The organism is Pseudomonas putida, from assembly GCF_028682475.1.
Classification (GTDB): domain Bacteria; phylum Pseudomonadota; class Gammaproteobacteria; order Pseudomonadales; family Pseudomonadaceae; genus Aquipseudomonas; species Aquipseudomonas putida_AG.
The window spans coordinates 19819-39340 of sequence record NZ_JANHLE010000027.1 but is presented as its reverse complement, the minus strand read 5'-3'; the positions used below and the strand labels follow the sequence as shown (position 1 = coordinate 39340).

The following is a 19522-nucleotide window of genomic DNA, read 5'->3' as shown; positions in this document are numbered from 1 at the left end:
ACGAAGTCCGGGGTTTTTTTTGCCCGGCGTTTGCCGGGCAGCCCTTATTCTGCGGGCTTGTCCGCCAGTTCCATCCAGTTTGCCAAGACCCCGTAGGCTTCTTCCAGGCCCTGGCGCTTGGGCGCCGAGAACAGCTGGATGGTCACCGCATCGCCCCAACCCTTGCGGATTTCCGCCTGCACTTTGAGCAGGGTGTTCTTGGCGGCACCGAAGGTCAGTTTGTCGGCCTTGGTCAGCAGGATGTGCATCGGCATGCCGGCCGCCTGGGACCAGTCGAGCATCATCTTGTCGAAGTCCGTCATCGGGTGGCGCACGTCCATCATCAGGATCAGGCCCTTGAGGCACTCGCGGCTGCCCAGGTAGGCCTCCAGGTGCTTCTGCCAGTGCTGCTTGAGCGGAATCGGCACTTTTGCATAACCGTAGCCCGGCAAGTCGACCAAACGCCGTTCATCGTCCAGACTGAAGAAATTCAGCAGCTGGGTGCGCCCCGGGGTTTTCGAGGTGCGTGCCAGGCTAGCGTGGGTCAGGGTATTGAGTGCGCTGGACTTGCCGGCGTTGGAGCGGCCGGCAAAGGCCACTTCATAGCCCTGGTCGTCCGGGCACTGGTCGACCTTGGCAGCGCTGAGGGCGAATTTGGCCTGTTGGCAGAGACCGAGGATGGGGTTTTTGACTTGCATGGTTTATCCGGTTGGGCGTTGCGCGAGGGGGTCTCGGCAAGCGGTGTCGTTTCCGTTTCAGTAACGGGAGTATATAATGCCCCAGTTTTTGTGTGCGCATTATCCCGGCGTAGGAGGATGTGCACGGGGGCGGTTGATTCAAGCTTGCGCGGTAGAACGCAGTGCAACCCCCAACCCTGAAAGGTCGTTCGTATGACGAAATGGCTGCTTGCTGCAGGTGTCTTGATACCGTTGTTCAGCGCTCAGGCTACACAGGATCCCCAGGCAGTGTACAAGCGAGCATGTGCCGCTTGCCATGCCGGACAGCTACCGCAGGCACCGCAACCGGGTGACCGGGCAGCATGGGAGCCACGGCTGGCGCAGGGGATGGAGACGCTGGTGAAGCATGTCACACAGGGTTTCAAGGCTATGCCGCCGCGTGGATTGTGCATGGACTGCAGTGCCGAGGACTACCAGGCGATCATCCAGTGGATGAGCCGGAGTCCCGATACATAACTCTTTCACCCTTAGCCGTAGTTGGATTAGCTGATGAACAAACTACTCGTGAGTCTGCTGTTGACCTTGGGCGTCACCGGTGCAGCCAATGCCGCAGAGCCTATCAAAGGGGATGCCGCTGCTGGTCAGGCCAAAACTGCTGTATGTGGCGCATGTCACAATCCGGACGGCAACAGCCTGGCGCCGAACTTCCCGAAACTTGCAGGCCAGGGTGAGAAGTACCTGGAAAAACAATTGCACGACATCAAGTCGGGCAAGCGCACCGTGCTGGAAATGACCGGCATGCTCGCCAACTTCAACGACCAGGACATGGCCGACATCGCCGCCTACTTCTCCAGCCAGAAGGGCAGCGTCGGTGCAGCTGATCCGAAGCTGGTCGAACGCGGTCGTGCCCTGTTCAACGGTGGTGACGTCGAGAAAGGCCTGCCGGCCTGCACCGGCTGCCACTCGCCGAACGGCGCAGGTCTGGCTCTGGCTGGCTTCCCGCACCTGGGTGGCCAGCATTCGCAGTACGTGGCCAAGCAACTGACCGACTTCCGCGAAGGCAACCGCACCAACGATGGCGACGCCACCACCATGCGCACCATCGCGGCCAAGCTCAGCAACAAGGACATCGAAGCACTGTCCAGCTACATCCAGGGTCTGCACTGATCCGCGCTTTAACGCTGGGTTAATACTGCGGCGTAAAGATGAAAAGGGTGGCTTAGGCCGCCCTTTTTTGTGCCCGCTGCCGTTACACTAACGAACTCGGGCCCGCTTCGACCTGTCTTACGGCAGGTCGCGTCGAGGCGACCAAATAGATTGCTCAGGAGTGAAGCATGCGTAATTTGATTCTCAGCGCCACGCTGGTCGCCGCCAGTGTATTCGGTATGACTGCCCAGGCTGCGGAGCCGGTAGAGGGCAAGGAGTATGTGCAGCTGAGCAACGCGGTACCGGTGTCGGTGCCAGGCAAGATCGAAGTGGTCGAGCTGTTCTGGTACGGCTGCCCGCACTGCTACAGCTTCGAGCCAGTGGTTAATCCTTGGGCTGAGAAGCTGCCGGCCGACGTCAACTTCAAGCGCATTCCCGCCATGTTTGGCGGCCCATGGGACGCCCATGGCCAGATGTTCCTGACCCTTGAAGCCATGGGCGTGGAACACAAGGTTCATGCTGCTGTTTTCGATGCGATTCAGGTTCAACGCAAAAAACTGACTGATCCTGAAGAAATGGCCGAGTTCCTGACGACCCAAGGCGTCGACAAGGACAAGTTCCTGGCCACCTTCAACTCCTTCGCCATCAAAGGTCAGGTACAGAAGGCCAAAGAACTCGCCAAGAAGTATGAAATCACCGGCGTGCCAAGCATGGTTGTCAACGGCAAGTACCGCTTTGACCTCGGCAGTGCTCAAGGTTCTCAAGGTCCTCAAGGCGTCCTGAACGTCGCCGACTTCCTGATCGCCAAGGAGCGCGCCGCCAAGTAAGCGGCGACCACCATGCGCCGCTGGAGAGCTGAGCGAGGCGTTGGCCTGCGCGATCCGCAGGTCAACGAACATCACCTGCAGGCTAACGGCCTGCCAGAGGATGGCCGGCTGCGCCTGCTCAGTTTCAATATCCAGGTGGGCATCAGCACCGAGCGTTACCGGCATTACCTGACCAAGAGCTGGCAGCACCTGCTGCCGCACCCCGGGCGTGCCGGCAACCTGCAGAAGATCGGAGAGCTGCTGGGCGACTTCGACCTGGTGGCCCTGCAGGAGGCCGATGGTGGCAGCCTGCGCTCCGGCTACGTCAATCAGGTCGAACACCTGGCCCAGCTCGGTGCCTTTCCTTACTGGTACCAGCAGCTCAACCGCAACCTCGGGCGTTTTGCCCAACACAGCAACGGCGTGCTCAGCCGCCTCAAGCCGCAACTGCTTGAAGATCACCCCCTGCCCGGCCCGGCCGGACGTGGCGCGATCCTGGTGCGCTTTGGCGAGGGCGAAGATGCGCTGGTGGTGGTCATGATGCACCTGGCACTGGGCTCCAAGACCCGTGCCCTGCAGCTGGCCTACATCCGCGAACTGATTGGCGGTTACCGCCATCAGGTGTTGATGGGCGACATGAACACCCACGCCAATGACCTGCTTGAACACTCGCCCCTGCGCGATCTGGGTCTGATTGCGCCTCAGGTGCAAGCCACCTTCCCCAGTTGGCGCCCGCAGCGCTGCCTTGATCATATTCTGCTCAGCCCGAGCCTGACCCTGGAACGGGTCGAGGTGCTGGCCCAGCCTATTTCCGATCATCTTCCGGTCGCGGTTGAGATTCGTTTGCCTGATGCCCTCGCTGTGGATACGCTGCCCGCTGTGAGCTAATTGCCATCACCCCTCTGCGGACCCAGGCATGACCGAAGAAGCCCAGCGCTGGAAAGAAAAGTACCTCAAGAGTATCGAACAGCAAGAGAAGCTCGAGCGCCGTTGGGAAGCCCGCCTCGACCTGTTGCGCCGTGGTCTGGTGCGCAGCACCCTGGCCGCCGAAGGCAGCGACCGGGCGGTGGATCAGTGCATGAAGGAAATGCGCGAGGTCATCCGCACCGACAACATGGACGCCGCCCTCGCCGGGCTGATTCCGCGTCTGGAAAAAGCCGTGCTCGATTCCGAGCAACGCCGCGAGACCCGTATCGCCCAAGTCAGCACCGCCCTCACCTCGCTGGTTACCCAGTTGCAGACCCTGCCGTTGCCCAGTGACGTCAGCCGGCCCTTGAAGAAATTCGCCAAACAGGTCGAGGCCCGCGCCAGCCAGTCCCGCGAGGTGCCGTTGCTGCTCGGCGAGTTGAGTGGCTTGCAGGGCCAGGCCCTGTCTGCGCTTGAGCGCCCTGAAGAGGCGCAGCGTCCAGGGTTGCTGCAGCGCCTGTTCGGTCCCCGCGACGCCGAAGCGCAAGCGCTGCAACCGGCCATGGTGGACGTGCCTGGAGCAGTCGAGACGCCCGTCCCGGCAGTGCATTCGCAGAGGGAAGCCGAGCCACAAGCCGAGGCGCGGGAGGAGGTTGTAGTCGATGTCGACGAGCTGCAACCGCTGGAGGTTGTCCAGGAAGTTGTTGCCGAAACCTCGGTGCCCGCGACGATTGCAGCCGAGATCAGTGATGCAGCGGTTTTCGAGACGAGCCCGACGGTCGAGGTGACACCGACTCCAGCACTTGAAAACCAGGTGCCAGCAACCCTAGAGCTACCCGAGGCCGCGAACGAGGCACAATTGCCGGAACTGCCCGAGCAAAGCCCGGACGAGCCAGAGGATGATCAGCCTGAAGTTGTCCAGGCGCTTGAAGAGGACCCTCACTACGCCCTGCCCGACGGCACCGAGCCAACCTACAGTTCGGTCGCCGCGCATATCGAGGAAACCCTGCTGGGCCTGCTCGATGACCTGACCCTGCCTGAGCGCCACAAGGCCCAGGCGCAGTCGATGCGCGAACGCCTGGAACATGGCCTGAACTGGTACGAGTTGTTACCGGTACTCGATGACCTGGCCGTGCTGATGCTGGCGATCAACGACAGCGGTCAGCATGAGTTCGAAGCTTATCTGCAACAACTCAACGAGCGTCTGGAGTCGTTCCAGAGTCACTTGCATGAAGCCAGCGAAGGCCATGCCGACAACACGTCCGCGGCGCGCGACCTCGACAGCCAGCTGCGTGAACAGGTCGATGGCCTGCAAAGCAGTGTGCAGGGCGCTGCCGATCTGGACAGCCTCAAACACATCCTGGAAAACCGCCTCGAAGGCCTGCTCGGCACCATGGACGAGCATCAGCAGCAGCGTGACCAGCGCGAACAGGACATGGCCAACCGCCTGCAAGGCCTGGCGGAACGGGTGGCGAACATGGAGCAGGAAGCCATGGGGTATCGCGAGCATCTGGAGGAGCAGCGCCAGAAAGCCTTGATCGATCCCCTCACCGGCTTGCCCAACCGGGCCGCCTGGTCAGAGCGGGTGGACCAGGAAGTGCTGGAATGGCAGAAAAACGGTGGCCATCTGCTGATGGCGATCCTCGACCTCGATCACTTCAAACACATCAACGACAGCTACGGCCACCTGGCCGGCGACAAGGTCCTGAAGATTGTCGCCAACGTGTTGCGCAAACACCTGCGCAGCCGGGATTTCATTGCCCGTTTCGGTGGCGAAGAATTCGTCCTGCTGATCCCGCAGACGGCCCTGCCGATCGGTTATCAGCTGGCGCAAAGCCTGCGTGCGGCGATTGAGGCCTGCCCGTTTCACTTCAAGGGCGAGCGCGTGACCATTACCTTGTCGATTGGCATCAGTGCGTTTCGCAGCGGTGAGCGTAGCGAGGTGGTGCTCAAGCGCGCCGACGAAGCGCTGTACCGGGCCAAGCATCAAGGCCGCAATCGGGTTGAACAGGGATAAATAGTTACCGCATTCCTTGCCGCCAGGCGGCGGACACTGGTTTCGCGCGACTGTCCATCGATGTTGGCAGATTGACGCAGACAAACCTGTTGTTAATAAGGAATTCAACGATGAAAGCTAAAGGACTGGTCGTATTTTTAGCGCTGGGCATGCTGTTTCATACCGGCGTGCAGGCCAAGGAGAGCGTGCTGACAGCCCATATCGGCGCGGACGGTTCGATCCTGCGGCAATGGCCGAAATGGATCGAAAGCGTGCAGCGCGAGAAACACATCAATTATTACAGCGAGTACAAGTTGGCCTTGAATCCTCGCATCGTGCACCTCGATCCTGGCTTTTGCAGTGTGTCGCCCATCGATAACAGCAGTTACGAGCGCCTGTTGCATGGGCAGGCCAAGGTTATCGGCAAGCCTGCAGTCAGTCAGGTGACTGTCATGACTCAACTGGTGGATCTGAAGGGCAATAGCGACGACAATTCCCTTGAGTTCCAGCTGATGTGCACACAATGATCCGCTATTGATGTATTCATGCGCGGCTGTGGGGCACGTTATACTGTAGCGTCGCTACGCTGACCTGATAACGTGCCCTCTCAATGAAAAAGCTCTTCACCGCCATCCTTCTGCTGACCCTGGTGGGCTGTTCCACAGGCCTGCGCATCGACCGCAGCCATACCTCCGCCAACCAGGACGGCCGTATTCAGTTCGTTGTGTTGCACTACACCAACGCTTCGCTGGAGCAATCGCTTGCCTTGCTGACTCATGGTGAAGTCAGTAGCCATTACCTGATCGGTGACTCCCCGGCGACCGTCTATCAGCTGGTCGATGAAAGCCGTCGCGCCTGGCATGCCGGCGACAGTCAGTGGGATGGCCGGACCTGGCTCAATTCCAGCTCCATTGGCATCGAGATCGTCAACCCCGGTTTCACCGATACGCCGACAGGGCGGGTCTGGCAGCCGTACACCGAAGCGCAGATCGAAGCGCTGATCGCCTTGCTCAAGGACATTGTCAAACGCAACAACATCCAGCCCCGTTACCTCATTGGCCACAGTGATATTGCGCCGGCGCGCAAACTGGATCCGGGCCCGCTGTTCCCGTGGAAGCGCCTGGCCGATGCCGGACTGGGTGTCTGGCCGGATGCGCGGGCGGTGGCTCAGCAACAGGCGCGGTTCAACGTCAACCCACCGAGTATCAGCTGGTATCAGCAGCAATTGGCGCGCTTTGGATATGCCATCGAGCAGACTGGCGTGTACGACGTCAGTACCAAGCATGTGCTCGCGGCATTCCAGATGCGCTTCCGTCCGCAGCGATTTGATGGCGTGGCGGATGCGCAAACGGCAGCCATGCTGCAGGTGCTCAATAGCCGCTGAGTAACGGCACCGCCAAACGGCCAGGCTGACTTGTCCGGCAGTTGCTATACCTCTTGGTATTCAACGGGATGTTTTTAATGTCAGCTGCCCTCTCTGTGCTGCGCCACTTGCTCTACCGTCCCTGGTTACTGGCCACACTTGCGGCTTCGGCCAGCGCAGTGCTGTTGCTGGTCGCCAGCATCGGTGTAGCCATGCACCAGATGCAGCAAAGTGAAAGTGAGCAGATGAATGCCAAGGGCGAGCGGTTCCTTGAGCGTCTGGAGCAGATTTTCGGACAGTTGCGCGAAGGCGTCGATGAACTTCAGGCGCAACCCCTTCGTGGCTGTGATGCGGCGATGCTGGGTGTCCTGCAACAGATAGGCTTTCGCTACCGCTTCGTTTATGAAGCCGCTTATGTCGATGGCAACGTTGCCTGCTCCAACCGCATTGGCACGCGCACCATCAAACCGTTGCGACCCCCGGACATTCAGGGGCCGACGTACAGCTACTGGCTCAATACCACTACCGAACCGGATGACAATCTCGCCGCGTTGATGCTTGGCCGCGGCAAGTTTGTGGTCGCGACCTCACGTGGGCATTTGACGGATGTGGTCGACTTGCCGCCAGACGGCAGCTTGCTGGTGGTACTGGATAACGGTACGCGAGCAGTGCCGGTACTTGGCCCGCCTCAGACCTGGCCGCCCTCGGCCGATTGGCCACCGACTTCCAAAGATGCACTGCTGGAGTTGCCCGACCGCTTGATTTATCGCATGCCGACCAAATCACCGGACTATCAGTTGGTTCTGATCGCCCCGCGTGCCAGTTTGCCGTTGAAGATGAATGGCGTGCTGTGGTTATTGTTTCCCGGCAGCCTGGTGCTGGCCTGGTCCCTGGGTTGGTTGGTGCTGCAACTGGTGCGTCAACGTCGCTCGATGAGTTCCGAACTGCAGGGGGCGTTGCGCCGCGGCGAGTTGCAGGTGTTGTACCAGCCCATCTTCGAACTCAACAGCCGCCGCTGTGTCGGGGCTGAGGCCCTGGTGCGCTGGCGGCGGCCGGATGGCTCCCTGACCAGTCCTGATCTGTTCATCCCGTTGGCGGAAAATACCGGCCAGATTCGCCAGATAACCGACTTCGTCCTGCAGCGAGTGCTCGAACAGCTTGGGCAACTGTTGCGCTCCAACCGACAACTTTATGTATCGATCAACCTCGCGGCCTGCGATGTCATGGTGCCGCGGATTGGTCGGGTGGCGGCGCGCTTGCTGGCATTGCACCATGTCTCTGCCACCCAGATCGCGTTCGAGGTCACCGAGCGCGGGCTGATTGACGTGGTAGTCGCCCGCGACAACCTGCAAGCCTTGCGCGCGGTGGGCCACCAGGTATTGATCGATGACTTCGGTACCGGGTACTGCAGTCTGGCGTACTTGCAGACCCTGCCGGTGGACTGTCTGAAAATCGACAAGGCGTTTATCGACGCCCTGGGTCACGATGCAGCCAGCAGTGGTGTGGCGCCGCATATCATCCGCATGGCGCATGCCCTGCAGTTGCGGGTGATTGCCGAAGGCATCGAGTATGAAGACCAGGCCATGTTACTCAACAGCGAAGGGGTGAATTACGGTCAGGGATGGCTGTTTGCACATCCGCTCAGTGCCCGCCAGTTCGTTGAGCTGATTACCCGTGGACGGCGCATGGTGCCGCGACGGATCGACGATGAAGCTTGATACCGCGAAGCTTCAGACCGGCAGGGCCATGTAGAACTGCGTGCCTTGTCCAGGGCGCGAATAAACCCCCATGCGACCGCCATGCAACTGGACGATTTCCTTGCACAATGCGAGTCCCAGTCCAGCCCCGCCTTTCTTGCGTCCGACCTGGACGAACGGTTCGAAGATCCGTCCTTGCTGGCTGTAAGCAATGCCTTCGCCGCTGTCTTCAACGCTGATGATGACCCGTCCGGCATGCCAGCGTGCGTGCAGGCGGATGATGCCGGACACCGGGGTGTGGCGCACCGCATTGTCCAGCAGGTTATCCATGACCCGATCAAGTTGCGCTGCATCCGCCTGGATATGCGGCAGCGGTTTTGCCAGCGCCATCTGCAGCTCAATCTGTTTATCACCCACAGCTCCGGCAAAGCGTTCGCAGGCTCGCGTCAGCAGATCGTCGACGGCGCAGGGCGTCAGTTCGAGTTTTTGCTGGCCGCTCTGGTAGCGGGAAAAGTTCAGCAGGTCATTGATCAGTTGAGTCAGTCGCTGCATTTCCTCACCGACGGTGTCGAGCAGATCGGCCTCACGCGCCTGTGGCGGGAACTCCAGGCGCTCGCGCAACAGTCCGAAAGCCATGTGCATGCCGGTAACCGGGGTGCGCAGTTCATGCGAGGCGCGCAGGACGAATTCGCTGCGCACGCGCTCGAAGGCACGCTGCTCGGTGACATCGTGCAGAACCATGACAGCACCGAGTATCTGCCCGTCGGGGTGGCAGACCGGGGTCAGGCTGTAGGCCAGCAAACGAGGTTCTTCCTCTACTTCCAGGCTCAGGTCCTCTGGCACCCGGTCCAGGGGGGAACCACGCAGTACCAGACGCAGTTGTGCATCCAGCTCCGGGCGCTGCAACGCTTCACCCAGCCCACGGCCCAGATGGCTTTCGCTCCAGTTCAGCTGCCGTTGAGCGACGGGATTGATGTGTTCCAGGTGGCCCTGACGGTCGATGATCAGCAGGCCATCATCGATGCTATCAAGTACCGCCTGCAGACGTTGCTGGCCAGCGAGCAGTTCATCGACGTTGGTTGCTTGATGTTTGCGCAGTGCTTCCGCCATCAATCCAAAACGCCGCGTCAGCAGGTTCATTTCCACGGCGTGGGAGACCGGCAAGGTAACCTCGAAGTCACCCTGGCCTATCTGGTCGGCGGCCTTGGCCAGGGCTTCGATTGGCTGGCCAAAGCGTCGGGCGATGCCATGGGCGGTGACAAATCCGAGGATCAGCACGCTTAGGCCAACCAGACCGAGCAGGCCGGAAATCAACAACGCGCGATCGTAGCTCAGCTGTTCACTCAGGTTGATGTGTTCAAGCGCGCGCTTGTGGGCGTTGACGAGGTCGTGGCGCAGCAAGCCGAAGGCTTTGCCCAGTGGTTGCTCGGAGCCCAGGCCGCGAGCAGGCACAGGGGTGTCGCGAAAAGCCTGCAGGTAATGCTGATAATGGCGGTTGGTATCGGCGAAGTATTGATTGGCATCGTCTTCGCTTTGCTGGTTGATGCCTTGGTCCAGCAAGTCCTGAAACTGTGTCTGCAGGCCTTCCAGTGACTTCAGGTCCAGTGACTCGTTGAGCATCAAGGTCAGTTGTTCACCGAGGTTCTGCCGCAGCTTGAGCCCCAGGTCGAGGGTCGCAGTGTTGGCGCGGATCAGCGCCTGCTGCGAGCTGGCCATTTGCAAAACGCTGACCAGACCTAGCAACAAACCAAACAAGGCCACGGTAATCAGCGCCGAAATACTGAGAAAAAGCCGCGTACGCAGCTTCGCCGCCCATTTCATAGGTTGTACTGCTTGCGCTTGCGGTAGAGCGTCGAGGCATCGATTCCCAGGGTCTTGGCGGCCTGGTCGAGAGTTTCACTGGTGGCCAGCACCGCTTCGATATGGGCGCGTTCCAGTTCGTCCAGGCTCATCGCCGCGCCGATGCGCGGGGCATTGCTGATGGTCTGTTCGGCCATGCCCAGGTGGCCGATGTCGACCCGCTCCTGCGGGCAGATGATGCTGGCCCGCTCAACCACGTTACGCAGTTCGCGGATGTTTCCCGGCCAGCGGTAGTTGAGCAGCGCCGCCTGCGCTTCGTGGCTGAAGCCACGGGCGGGTCTTGAGTACTCTTTGACGAAACGTGCCAGGAAGCGGTCGGCCAGGGGCAGGATGTCTTCGCTGCGCTCGCGCAGCGGCGGCAGGTGCAAGGTGATGACGTTCAGGCGGTACAGCAGGTCCTCGCGAAAGCGCCCATCGCGGACCATGTCCTCAAGGTTGAGGTTGGTCGCGGCCAGAATGCGTACGTCGGCGCGGCGGGTGACCGGGTCACCGACCCGCTCGTATTCCTTGTCCTGGATGAAGCGCAGCAGCTTGGGCTGCAGGGTCAGTGGGAAATCGCCGATTTCGTCGAGGAACAGGGTACCGCCATCGGCCTGGTTGACCCGGCCCAGGGTGCTTTCGCTGGCCCCGGTAAACGCTCCGCGGCTATGCCCGAACAGCTCGCTTTCCATCAGCTCGGCGGTCAGTGAGGGGCAGTTGATGGTGACGCAGGCTTTGCGGGCGCGTTTGCTCCAGCCGTGAATCGCTCTGGCCAGCTCACCCTTGCCGGTTCCGGACTCTCCAAGAATGAGGATGTTGGCATCGGTAGTGGCAACCTGGCGCGCGGTTTCCAGCACCACCATCATCGCCGGGCTGTGCGAGTCCAGGCCGTCCTTGGGTTTGTTGACTTCACCTTCCAGGGCTTCCAGGCGTGCCGACAGCTGGCGAACTTCCAGCTGTTTGGCCGCTGCCAGGCGCAGTTGGTCGGGGCTGCAGGGTTTTACCAGGTAATCGGCGGCACCGGCCTGGATGGCGTCGACGGCGGTATCGACTGCCGAGTGGGCAGTGATGATGACGATCCGCATCCATGGCGCCTGAATCCGCATCTGCGCCAGTACATCCAGGCCGTTGTCTTCACCCAGGCGCAGATCGAGGAAGCACAGGTCGAAGACCTGACGCTGCAGCAAGGTATCGGCCTGGGCCGCACTGTTCGCCGTGGCCACGGTATAGCCTTGATCTTCCAGGCAGTAACGGAAGGTGCGCAGGATGGCAGATTCGTCGTCGACCAACAGGATACGGCCTTGATGTTCCTGGGTTGACTCCATTTCCTACGCTCCTTTTAAGAATGATCTCTATTAGTGCAGGAGAAATCGGGCAAGTTGCATGTTTTTTTCCGATTTATTCCGTTCACTGCAGGGTAGCTCATCATGCAAATCGCACGACCCTAGGCAGGGCATCGTGCAGGATGCGCTCCGACCAATGCTGATCTTATTTCTATCTATTTGATTTTATTGAATATTTTTTCAATGAAAGGCTGGCATGCACGCTGCAATGACTACTGCAGACAACAATCAAATGCAGCAGGAGGAGCTCGGCATGAACCGCCAAATCGCCACCCTGGCGCAGATTTCTCCACATCAGGTGCGTCAGGGCCTGCTCTTCAGTCTGGCGCTGCTGCTGACGCTCATTGCCGGGCATCTCCATCACAGCTGGCAGCTTGTACAGGATGCCCGCGCAGTAGCTGCCCAGGCCAGCCTGATGATCAGGATATCCGTACCTGCTCAGACAACGCTTATGCAGTCGCAGCCTGCAGTGGCCAGCAGCGTCCCGGCTGATGTCCGCGCGCCGAATGATCGTTGGGTGTTCTGAGCGTCACCAGAGGATTTCTTTCTACAACGGTAAGGAGAATCACCATGTTGAGTTGGGCTATCACCTTTCTGATTATCGCCATTGTCGCCGCAGTGCTGGGCTTCGGTGGTATCGCCGGCGCCGCTACCGGAATCGCGAAGATCCTGTTCATCGTCTTCCTGGTGCTGTTCGTGGCTTCTTTCTTCTTCGGCCGAGGTAGAGGCTGAGTCATAACAGGTACTGAATGCGTCTGAGCATTCACGTATATATATAGAAGCTGAACCTTTTTCCGTTCCAGGCTTCTATGTTGTGCCCACCTGAGGAAGGCCGGCACATGACCAAGGGGCCGGGCTGCTCTGATTGTTTCAGGATCGGAGGGGCCTAGGGGTACAAGGAGTGCCTCCGATGAGGGCCGGGTCGGGTGAAGCGGATGCGGAAGTTCCAGGTCGGGTGGTTCCTCTCACAGGGAAACGCTTGATCTGACTTCCGCCTCACTTTGGCAATCGTTCGCTTCCTACCTTTCCTTTCGAGATTTTTTCCTGGGCGCGCCGACGCATATTTCTGCGCGACCGTACATCGATATTTTTTCGCCCTGCCAGGGTGTTCGAATCGAGGCGTTTTCACGCATTCGGATTGTCGAACAATGGTCGTGTGCATTCAGCTGGATACGTCCAAATCTGCCGAAATGTGGCGCTTTGGCCATCGTCGGAATTCCGAACGGTTGTCGGGCAACCCATTGTGACGTACGTTTTGGCCGATAAACCTCATGCCGATTCGGCATGGGGTAGTCGTTTACGGCATTAGACGGACTCCCCCCACGTCGGAATAGTTGCGCCTTTTTTCGCTGGCCTGAGCGTTACTACGCTCGCTTGCGGTGACCTTTTACGGTGTCACCGGCAGATAGCCAAAAACGATACGGATTGCTGACAACAGCTCTGGATCGCGGTTATCAGCCTGGTGGCCGTTTCCACTTGAAGAAAAGGTAACGACATGAAGAAGGCAAAGCTAAGCCTCGCCTGGCAGATCCTCATCGGTCTGGTACTGGGGATTGCAATCGGCGCTTTACTGAACCATTTCAGTGCAGAAAAGGCATGGTGGATCAGCAACGTCCTGCAACCTGCAGGTGACATCTTCATTCGCCTGATCAAGATGATCGTCATCCCGATCGTGATTTCGTCGCTGATCGTGGGTATCGCCGGGGTTGGCGATGCGAAAAAACTCGGCAGTATCGGCCTGAAGACCATCATTTACTTCGAGGTGGTGACTACCATCGCGATCGTGGTCGGTCTGGTCCTGGCCAACCTGTTCCATCCGGGTGCCGGTATCGACATGAGTACCCTGGGTACCGTCGATATTTCCAAGTATCAGGCCACTGCGGCTGAGGTTCAGCATGAACACGCGTTCATCGAGACCATCCTCAACCTGATTCCGTCGAACATCTTCGCAGCGCTGATGCGTGGCGAAATGCTGCCGATCATCTTCTTCTCGGTGCTGTTCGGCCTGGGCCTGTCGAGCCTGCAGGCAGAGATCCGCGACCCGCTGGTGAAAACCTTCCAGGGCGTCTCCGAAGCCATGTTCAAGGTCACTCACATGATCATGAACTACGCGCCGATCGGTGTGTTCGCGCTGATCGCCGTGACCGTTGCCAACTTCGGTTTCGCCTCGCTGCTGCCCCTGGCCAAACTGGTCCTGCTGGTTTACTTCGCCATCGCCTTCTTCGGCTTCATGGTGCTGGGCCTGATTGCACGTCTGTTCGGCTTCTCGATCCTGAAGCTGATGCGCATCTTCAAGGACGAGCTGGTCCTGGCTTACTCCACCGCCAGCTCCGAAACCGTGCTGCCGCGCGTGATCGAGAAGATGGAAGCTTATGGTGCGCCGAAAGCTATCTGCAGCTTCGTGGTACCCACCGGTTACTCGTTCAACCTTGACGGTTCGACCCTGTACCAGAGCATCGCGGCGATCTTCATTGCCCAGCTGTACGGTATCGACCTGTCGATCAGCCAGCAGCTGCTGCTGGTGCTGACCCTGATGGTGACCTCCAAGGGTATCGCCGGTGTTCCGGGTGTGTCCTTCGTGGTGCTGCTGGCCACCCTGGGCAGCGTTGGCATCCCGCTGGAAGGCCTGGCGTTCATCGCCGGTGTCGACCGCATCATGGACATGGCCCGTACTGCCCTGAACGTTATCGGCAACGCCCTGGCCGTGCTGGTTATCGCTCGCTGGGAAGGCATGTACGACGATGCCAAAGGCCAGCGCTACTGGAACTCGCTGCCGCACTGGCGCAGCAAAGAAGCGGCTCCTGCTGGCAAGACTGCCAACCACTAAGGTGCAGCTTGCCTGAACGAAAAGCCCCGACCTGGTCGGGGCTTTTTTGTTTATCGCGGGGCAAGCCCGCTCCCACCGGGTTGGTACTGCACCAGTGGGAGCGGGCTTGCCCCGCGATTTTCAGTGTCGGTGCATTGCGCCACTGCTACCGCTATCATTCGTCGCAACTTTGTGGGGGAACAACGGATGCTCAACGGCCTTTGGCTTGGTTTTTTCTTGGTCGCGGCCGTTTCCGCGCTGGCGCAATGGCTGGTAGGCGGCAATGCCGGGATCTTTGCCGCGATGGTCGAGAGCATCTTCGCCATGGCCAAGCTGTCGGTCGAAGTGATGATCCTGCTGTTCGGCACCCTGACCCTCTGGCTGGGCTTTCTGAAGATTGCGGAAAAGGCCGGTATCGTCGAATGGCTGGCCAAGGTGCTCGGCCCGCTCTTCGCCCGCCTGATGCCGGAAGTGCCGCCCGGCCACCCCGCCCTGGGCCTGATTACCCTGAACTTCGCCGCCAACGGCCTGGGCCTGGACAACGCCGCCACGCCAATCGGCCTCAAGGCCATGCGCGCCCTGCAGGAGCTCAACCCCAGCTCGACCACCGCCAGCAATGCGCAGATCCTGTTCCTGGTACTTAACGCGTCTTCCCTGACCCTGCTGCCGGTGACCATCTTCATGTACCGCGCCCAGCAAGGCGCCACGGATCCGACCCTGGTGTTCCTGCCGATCCTGCTCGCCACCAGTGCCTCGACCCTGGTCGGCCTGCTGTCGGTGGCGGTGATGCAGCGCCTGCGACTGTGGGATCCGGTGGTGCTGGCTTATCTGGTGCCGGGGGCTCTGCTGCTGGGCGGCTTCATGGCGTTTCTGGGCACCCTGTCGGCTACCGCTCTGGCCGGGTTGTCGTCGATCCTGGGCAACCTGACGCTGTTCGGTCTGATCATCCTGTTCCTGGTGATTGGCGCGTTCAAGCGGGTGAAGGTCTATGAAACCTTCGTAGAGGGCGCCAAAGAGGGCTTTGACGTCGCCAAGAGCCTTTTGCCGTATCTGGTCGCCATGCTCTGCGCAGTCGGCGTGTTGCGCGCCTCAGGCGCTCTGGAGCTGAGCCTGGACGGTATCCGCCATGTGGTGGAGTGGCTGGGGATGGATACGCGCTTCGTCGAGGGGCTGCCTACCGCGCTGGTCAAACCGTTCTCGGGCAGCGCGGCCCGGGCCATGCTGATCGAGACCATGCAGACCCACGGCGTTGACAGCTTCCCGGCGCTGGTGGCGGCGACCATCCAGGGCAGCACCGAAACCACCTTCTATGTGTTGGCGGTCTATTTCGGTGCGGTCGGTATTCAGCGCGCCCGCCATGCGGTGGGCTGCGCCCTGCTCGCTGAGCTGGCCGGGGTGATCGCCGCGATTTGCGTCTGCTACTGGTTCTTTGCCTGAGCCTGGGCTTGGTTGGCCTGGGCCAGCGTCCAGGCCACCAGTTGCGCCATCAGTTGGTCGCTGGCGCTACCGAAACCGTTGACCACTGCCGGTACCTGCTTGTCGCTCAGCGGCTGGCGCACTTCAAAGCGGCGGCTGGCGAGGATGCGCTGGCTGCGTCCCTGCACCAGGCGAGCGTCATAGCGGATCACCACCGCCAGGCCATCGGCGCTGTACTCGCTCTGGAATGCCTGTAGCTCGCCAGCCAGTTCATAGTCAGCTTGCAGGTTGCTGTCATCGGCACTGAGCCGGGGTACGCGCCCATCGCGCTGGAAGGCGTCGAGCATGCGGTTGCGCAGCAGCAACGGCGCCGGATCGCTCCAGCGCGCGCCCTTGTAGTGACTGATCAGGTTGCCGTCGGGGACCACGGCAATTTTCGGGTTGTTGAGGGCATCGCTGGCCAACGGCTTGTTCAGCCGCAGCGACCAGCCGACGACACTGCTTGACGGGGCAGCCTGGCGGGCTTGCGCCGCAGGCAGGCGATAGACATCGGCAGGATCGGCCTGTGGCAGGATCGAGCAGGCACTGCCCAGGCTCAACGCCACAGCCAGGGCCAGGTAGCGGCAGGTACGACTCATGGCGTGAACTCCTTGTTAGTGTCACGGCCGAGCAGGTAGCCGCTGGGGTTGGCTTCCAGGCGCTGGGAAATCGCCTTCAGCGAATTGAGCGTCTCGCGCAGCTCACGAATGGCCGGGGCCAGCTGGTTCAGGCCCTGGGCGCCACCGTCGAGGGCTTCGCGGTTGTCGTTGAGCAGGCTGTTGATGGTCGCGGTACTTTGCGCCAGCGACTGCATGGCCTGTTCGGCGCTGCCGAAGGCCTGCTTGCCCTGGTTGCTGAGCAGGCCATTGGCATTGCGCATCAGTTCGCTGGTCTGCTCGAGCATGGCGCTGGCCTGGTTACCGACTTGGGCCAGTTGCTCGATTGCAGTGCGAATATCCCCGCGTTGCTCGCTGAACGCTGCCGAGGTTTGCTCCAGATGGTTGAGGGTGTTGCTCAGGCTCTTGGCATTGTCTTCGGAGAACAGCTGGTTGGCGTTATGCACCAGCATGTTGATGTTGGTCAGCAGGTCGCTGCCGTCGTCGAGCAGGCGGGCAATCGGTGAAGGCGAGGCGACGATCACCGGCAGTTTGCCGTCCTTGCCCTTGAGCTCCGGGCTTTGCGGGGTACCGCCACTGAGCTGGATGAAGGAGGTACCGGTGATGCCGGTCAGGGTCAGTTTCGCCCGCGTGTCTTCCTTGACCGGGGTATCGGCGCTCAGGCGTATCTGAGCCAGGACACGGCGCGGGTCCTTGGGGTCCAGGCGCAAGCTGGTGACGTCACCTACCTTGATACCGCTGTATTGCACCGAGCTGCCCCGGGACAAACCCGAGACCGCCTCGTTGAACACCACCTGGTAATCCTTGAAGGTGCTGTCGACACTGGATTTGGTCAGCCACAGGCCGAACAGCATGGCAGCGGCGACCACAATGACCGTGACCAGGCCGATCAGCACATGATGTGCACGGGTTTCCATCTCAGAGCTCCTTTGCTGCTGTGGCGGCCTGATACGCCGCACGGCCACGCGGGCCATGAAAGTATTCGTGAATCCAGGCGTCGTCGGTGTCTTCGACCTGGGCGATGGGGCCGGCCACCAGGACTTTTTTCTGCGACAGCACCGCCACCCGGTCGGTGATGGTGTAGAGGGTGTCGAGGTCGTGGGTGATCAGGAACACACTCAGGCCCAAGGCATCGCGCAGGGTCAGAATCAACTGGTCGAAGGCGGCCGCACCGATCGGGTCGAGGCCCGCGGTGGGTTCATCGAGAAACAGAATGTCCGGGTCCAGGGCCAGGGCCCGGGCCAGCGCGGCGCGTTTGATCATGCCGCCGGACAGCGATGAGGGGTATTTGTCGGCAGCGGAAATCGGCAAGCCGGCCAGGGCCAGCTTGACCCCGGCCAGGTGCTCGGCGTCGGCGCGGGACAGGCCGGCATGTTCGATCAGCGGCAAGGCGACGTTCTCGGTTACCGTCAGCGAAGAGAACAGCGCACCCTTCTGGAACAGCACGCCAAAGCGTCGTTCGACCTTCGAGCGCTGTTCGTCGCTGACACCGCTGAGGTCCTGGCCGAACACCTTGACCTGCCCTTCATTCGGTCGCCGCAAGCCGACAATGCTGCGCAGCAGCACCGATTTGCCACTGCCCGAGCCACCGACCACGGCGAGAATCTCGCCGCGGTACAGGTCCAGGTCCAGCTGTTCGTGCACGCTTTGTGTACCGAAGCGGTTGCAGATGCCGCGCGCTTCGATCACCGCCTCGCGGCGCTCAGGGGTTGTCTGGCTCACCAGCCCATCTCCATGAAGAACAACGCAGCCACCGCATCGAGGACGATCACCACGAAAATCGACTGCACCACGCTGGAAGTGGTGTGGGCCCCCACCGACTCGGCGCTGCCGCTGACTTTGAAGCCTTCCAGGCAGCCAATGGCCGCGATCAGGAAGGCAAAGAACGGCGCCTTGGCCAGGCCGACGAGGAAATGCTGCACGCCGATATCGCTTTGCAACAAGGACAGGAACATGGCGGGCGAGATATCCAGCGCCAAGGCGCAGACCACGCCGCCACCGATGATGCCGCAGATCATCGCGAGGAAGGTCAGCAGCGGCAGTGCAATCAGCAGCGCCAGCACTCGCGGGACTACCAGCAATTCGACCGGATCCAGGCCCAGGGTACGGATGGCGTCGATCTCTTCATTGGCCTTCATCGAACCGATCTGTGCGGTAAAGGCACTGGCGGTGCGCCCGGCCATGAGGATGGCGGTCAGCAACACGCCGAATTCGCGCAGGAAGGAGAACGCCACCAGGTCGACGGTGAAGATACTGGCGCCAAAGCTGGCGAGCACGGTGGCGCCAAGGAAGGCCACTACCGCCCCGACCAGAAAGGTCAGCAGGGCGACGATGGGCGCGGCATCCAGGCCGGTCTGTTCGATGTGCGCGACGACCGCCGTGACCCGCCAGCGCCGTGGCTGAAACAGGCGCAGCAGCAGGGTTTGCAGGATCAGGCCGACGAAACCGAGGACCTGCAGGGTATCCTGCCAGAGCGTGTCGACCGCGCAGCCAATGCGGCTGAGCAGCTGGATCAGTACCGACTTTTCGGGCTGCTTTTGCGGGATGCAGAAGTCCTGCACCGAGCAGTACACCGTCTGCAGCAGGGCCCGACTGGCCTCGGGCAGTTGGGCGCTCTCGGTCAGGCGCGACAGACGCTCGGCACCGAGCAGTTCAGCCAGCAGCGACGCGCCAGCGGTATCCAGTTGACCGAGCTGGTCGAGGTCGACCTCAGTGCTCTGGTCATACTGGTCGGCCAGTTGCTCGCTGCTGCGTTTGAGGCTGGCGTAATTGGCCAGGGTCCAGTCACCGACAATCCGCAGGCGCGCCGGATTGCTCGTGGTGTCCAGGGTTGCGCTGGCTGGTGTAGTCATAGGCTCCATGCAGTCGACCGACAGTTTCGCAGCCTCAGAG

The 19522-nt window shown here is 60.8% G+C and carries 19 protein-coding genes; 12 read left to right on the top strand and 7 right to left on the bottom strand.

Annotated elements, in window-relative coordinates:
• Nucleotides 1-44: 44 nt before the first annotated feature.
• Nucleotides 45-677, bottom strand: coding sequence for a ribosome biogenesis GTP-binding protein YihA/YsxC (yihA, locus tag NPS47_RS20070; protein WP_274296523.1), 633 nt, complete (start codon nt 675-677; stop codon nt 45-47).
• 192 nt (nt 678-869) lie between these two features.
• Between yihA and NPS47_RS20065 the strand changes: the two genes are divergently transcribed.
• The 8 genes from NPS47_RS20065 (at nt 870) to NPS47_RS20030 (ending at nt 8591) form a co-directional block, all read left to right on the top strand.
• Nucleotides 870-1172, top strand: coding sequence for a c-type cytochrome (locus NPS47_RS20065; RefSeq protein WP_038605254.1), 303 nt, complete (start codon nt 870-872; stop codon nt 1170-1172).
• 33 nt (nt 1173-1205) lie between these two features.
• Complete coding sequence (locus NPS47_RS20060) at nt 1206-1823, top strand: c-type cytochrome (protein WP_274296522.1); 618 nt, start codon at nt 1206-1208, stop codon at nt 1821-1823.
• A 167-nt stretch (nt 1824-1990) separates the two neighbouring features.
• On the top strand, nt 1991-2629 hold the full coding sequence (gene dsbA / locus NPS47_RS20055) for a thiol:disulfide interchange protein DsbA (protein ID WP_274296521.1): 639 nt from the start codon (nt 1991-1993) through the stop codon (nt 2627-2629).
• 12 nt (nt 2630-2641) lie between these two features.
• A complete protein-coding gene (locus NPS47_RS20050) occupies nt 2642-3496 on the top strand; it encodes an endonuclease/exonuclease/phosphatase family protein (RefSeq protein WP_274296520.1) in 855 nt (284 codons plus the stop codon).
• Between the two features lie 28 nt (nt 3497-3524).
• Nucleotides 3525-5531 carry a diguanylate cyclase gene (locus NPS47_RS20045; RefSeq protein ID WP_274296519.1) on the top strand — a complete coding sequence of 669 codons (2007 nt, stop codon included), beginning with the start codon at nt 3525-3527 and terminating at the stop codon, nt 5529-5531.
• Between the two features lie 110 nt (nt 5532-5641).
• Complete coding sequence (locus NPS47_RS20040) at nt 5642-6037, top strand: hypothetical protein (RefSeq protein WP_274296518.1); 396 nt, start codon at nt 5642-5644, stop codon at nt 6035-6037.
• 83 nt (nt 6038-6120) lie between these two features.
• Nucleotides 6121-6894 (top strand): N-acetylmuramoyl-L-alanine amidase, encoded by a 774-nt coding sequence (locus tag NPS47_RS20035; RefSeq protein ID WP_274296517.1) that lies wholly within the window; start codon nt 6121-6123, stop codon nt 6892-6894.
• A 77-nt stretch (nt 6895-6971) separates the two neighbouring features.
• Nucleotides 6972-8591 (top strand): EAL domain-containing protein, encoded by a 1620-nt coding sequence (locus NPS47_RS20030; RefSeq protein ID WP_274296516.1) that lies wholly within the window; start codon nt 6972-6974, stop codon nt 8589-8591.
• A 12-nt stretch (nt 8592-8603) separates the two neighbouring features.
• Here NPS47_RS20030 and NPS47_RS20025 read toward each other — a convergent pair whose 3' ends face one another.
• Both NPS47_RS20025 and algB read right to left on the bottom strand, forming a co-directional pair.
• Nucleotides 8604-10391, bottom strand: a complete 1788-nt coding sequence (locus NPS47_RS20025; RefSeq protein WP_274296515.1) for a KinB sensor domain-containing domain — start codon at nt 10389-10391, stop codon at nt 8604-8606.
• The gene (gene algB / locus NPS47_RS20020; protein ID WP_274296514.1) at nt 10388-11734 is read right to left on the bottom strand and encodes a sigma-54-dependent response regulator transcription factor AlgB; all 1347 of its coding nucleotides are present in this window, start codon (nt 11732-11734) and stop codon (nt 10388-10390) included. Before algB ends, NPS47_RS20025 begins: the two co-directional genes overlap by 4 nt.
• Before the next feature lie 214 nt (nt 11735-11948).
• Between algB and NPS47_RS20015 the strand changes: the two genes are divergently transcribed.
• The 4 genes from NPS47_RS20015 to NPS47_RS20000 all read left to right on the top strand — a co-directional run bounded on the left by NPS47_RS20015 (nt 11949) and on the right by NPS47_RS20000 (nt 15995).
• The gene (locus NPS47_RS20015; protein WP_274296513.1) at nt 11949-12278 is read left to right on the top strand and encodes a hypothetical protein; all 330 of its coding nucleotides are present in this window, start codon (nt 11949-11951) and stop codon (nt 12276-12278) included.
• Nucleotides 12279-12322: 44 nt separating this feature from the next.
• Nucleotides 12323-12484, top strand: a complete 162-nt coding sequence (locus NPS47_RS20010; protein WP_003252966.1) for a DUF1328 domain-containing protein — start codon at nt 12323-12325, stop codon at nt 12482-12484.
• A 763-nt stretch (nt 12485-13247) separates the two neighbouring features.
• Nucleotides 13248-14579, top strand: a complete 1332-nt coding sequence (gene gltP, locus NPS47_RS20005; protein WP_038605269.1) for a glutamate/aspartate:proton symporter GltP — start codon at nt 13248-13250, stop codon at nt 14577-14579.
• Nucleotides 14580-14765: 186 nt separating this feature from the next.
• Nucleotides 14766-15995: a nucleoside recognition domain-containing protein gene (locus tag NPS47_RS20000; RefSeq protein ID WP_274296512.1), complete on the top strand. Its 1230-nt coding sequence runs from the start codon at nt 14766-14768 to the stop codon at nt 15993-15995.
• Here NPS47_RS20000 and NPS47_RS19995 read toward each other — a convergent pair.
• From NPS47_RS19995 to NPS47_RS19980, 4 genes are read right to left on the bottom strand one after another with little or no spacing between them, the layout of a single operon-like run.
• Complete coding sequence (locus NPS47_RS19995) at nt 15977-16612, bottom strand: ABC-type transport auxiliary lipoprotein family protein (RefSeq protein ID WP_274296511.1); 636 nt, start codon at nt 16610-16612, stop codon at nt 15977-15979. The genes NPS47_RS20000 and NPS47_RS19995 overlap by 19 nt on opposite strands.
• Nucleotides 16609-17547, bottom strand: a complete 939-nt coding sequence (locus NPS47_RS19990; RefSeq protein ID WP_274296510.1) for an MlaD family protein — start codon at nt 17545-17547, stop codon at nt 16609-16611. Before NPS47_RS19990 ends, NPS47_RS19995 begins: the two co-directional genes overlap by 4 nt.
• A 1-nt stretch (nt 17548) precedes the next feature.
• Nucleotides 17549-18319, bottom strand: a complete 771-nt coding sequence (locus NPS47_RS19985; protein ID WP_425313534.1) for an ABC transporter ATP-binding protein — start codon at nt 18317-18319, stop codon at nt 17549-17551.
• Nucleotides 18320-18348: 29 nt separating this feature from the next.
• Nucleotides 18349-19491, bottom strand: a complete 1143-nt coding sequence (locus NPS47_RS19980; protein ID WP_274296508.1) for an ABC transporter permease — start codon at nt 19489-19491, stop codon at nt 18349-18351.
• Nucleotides 19492-19522: the final 31 nt, after the last annotated feature.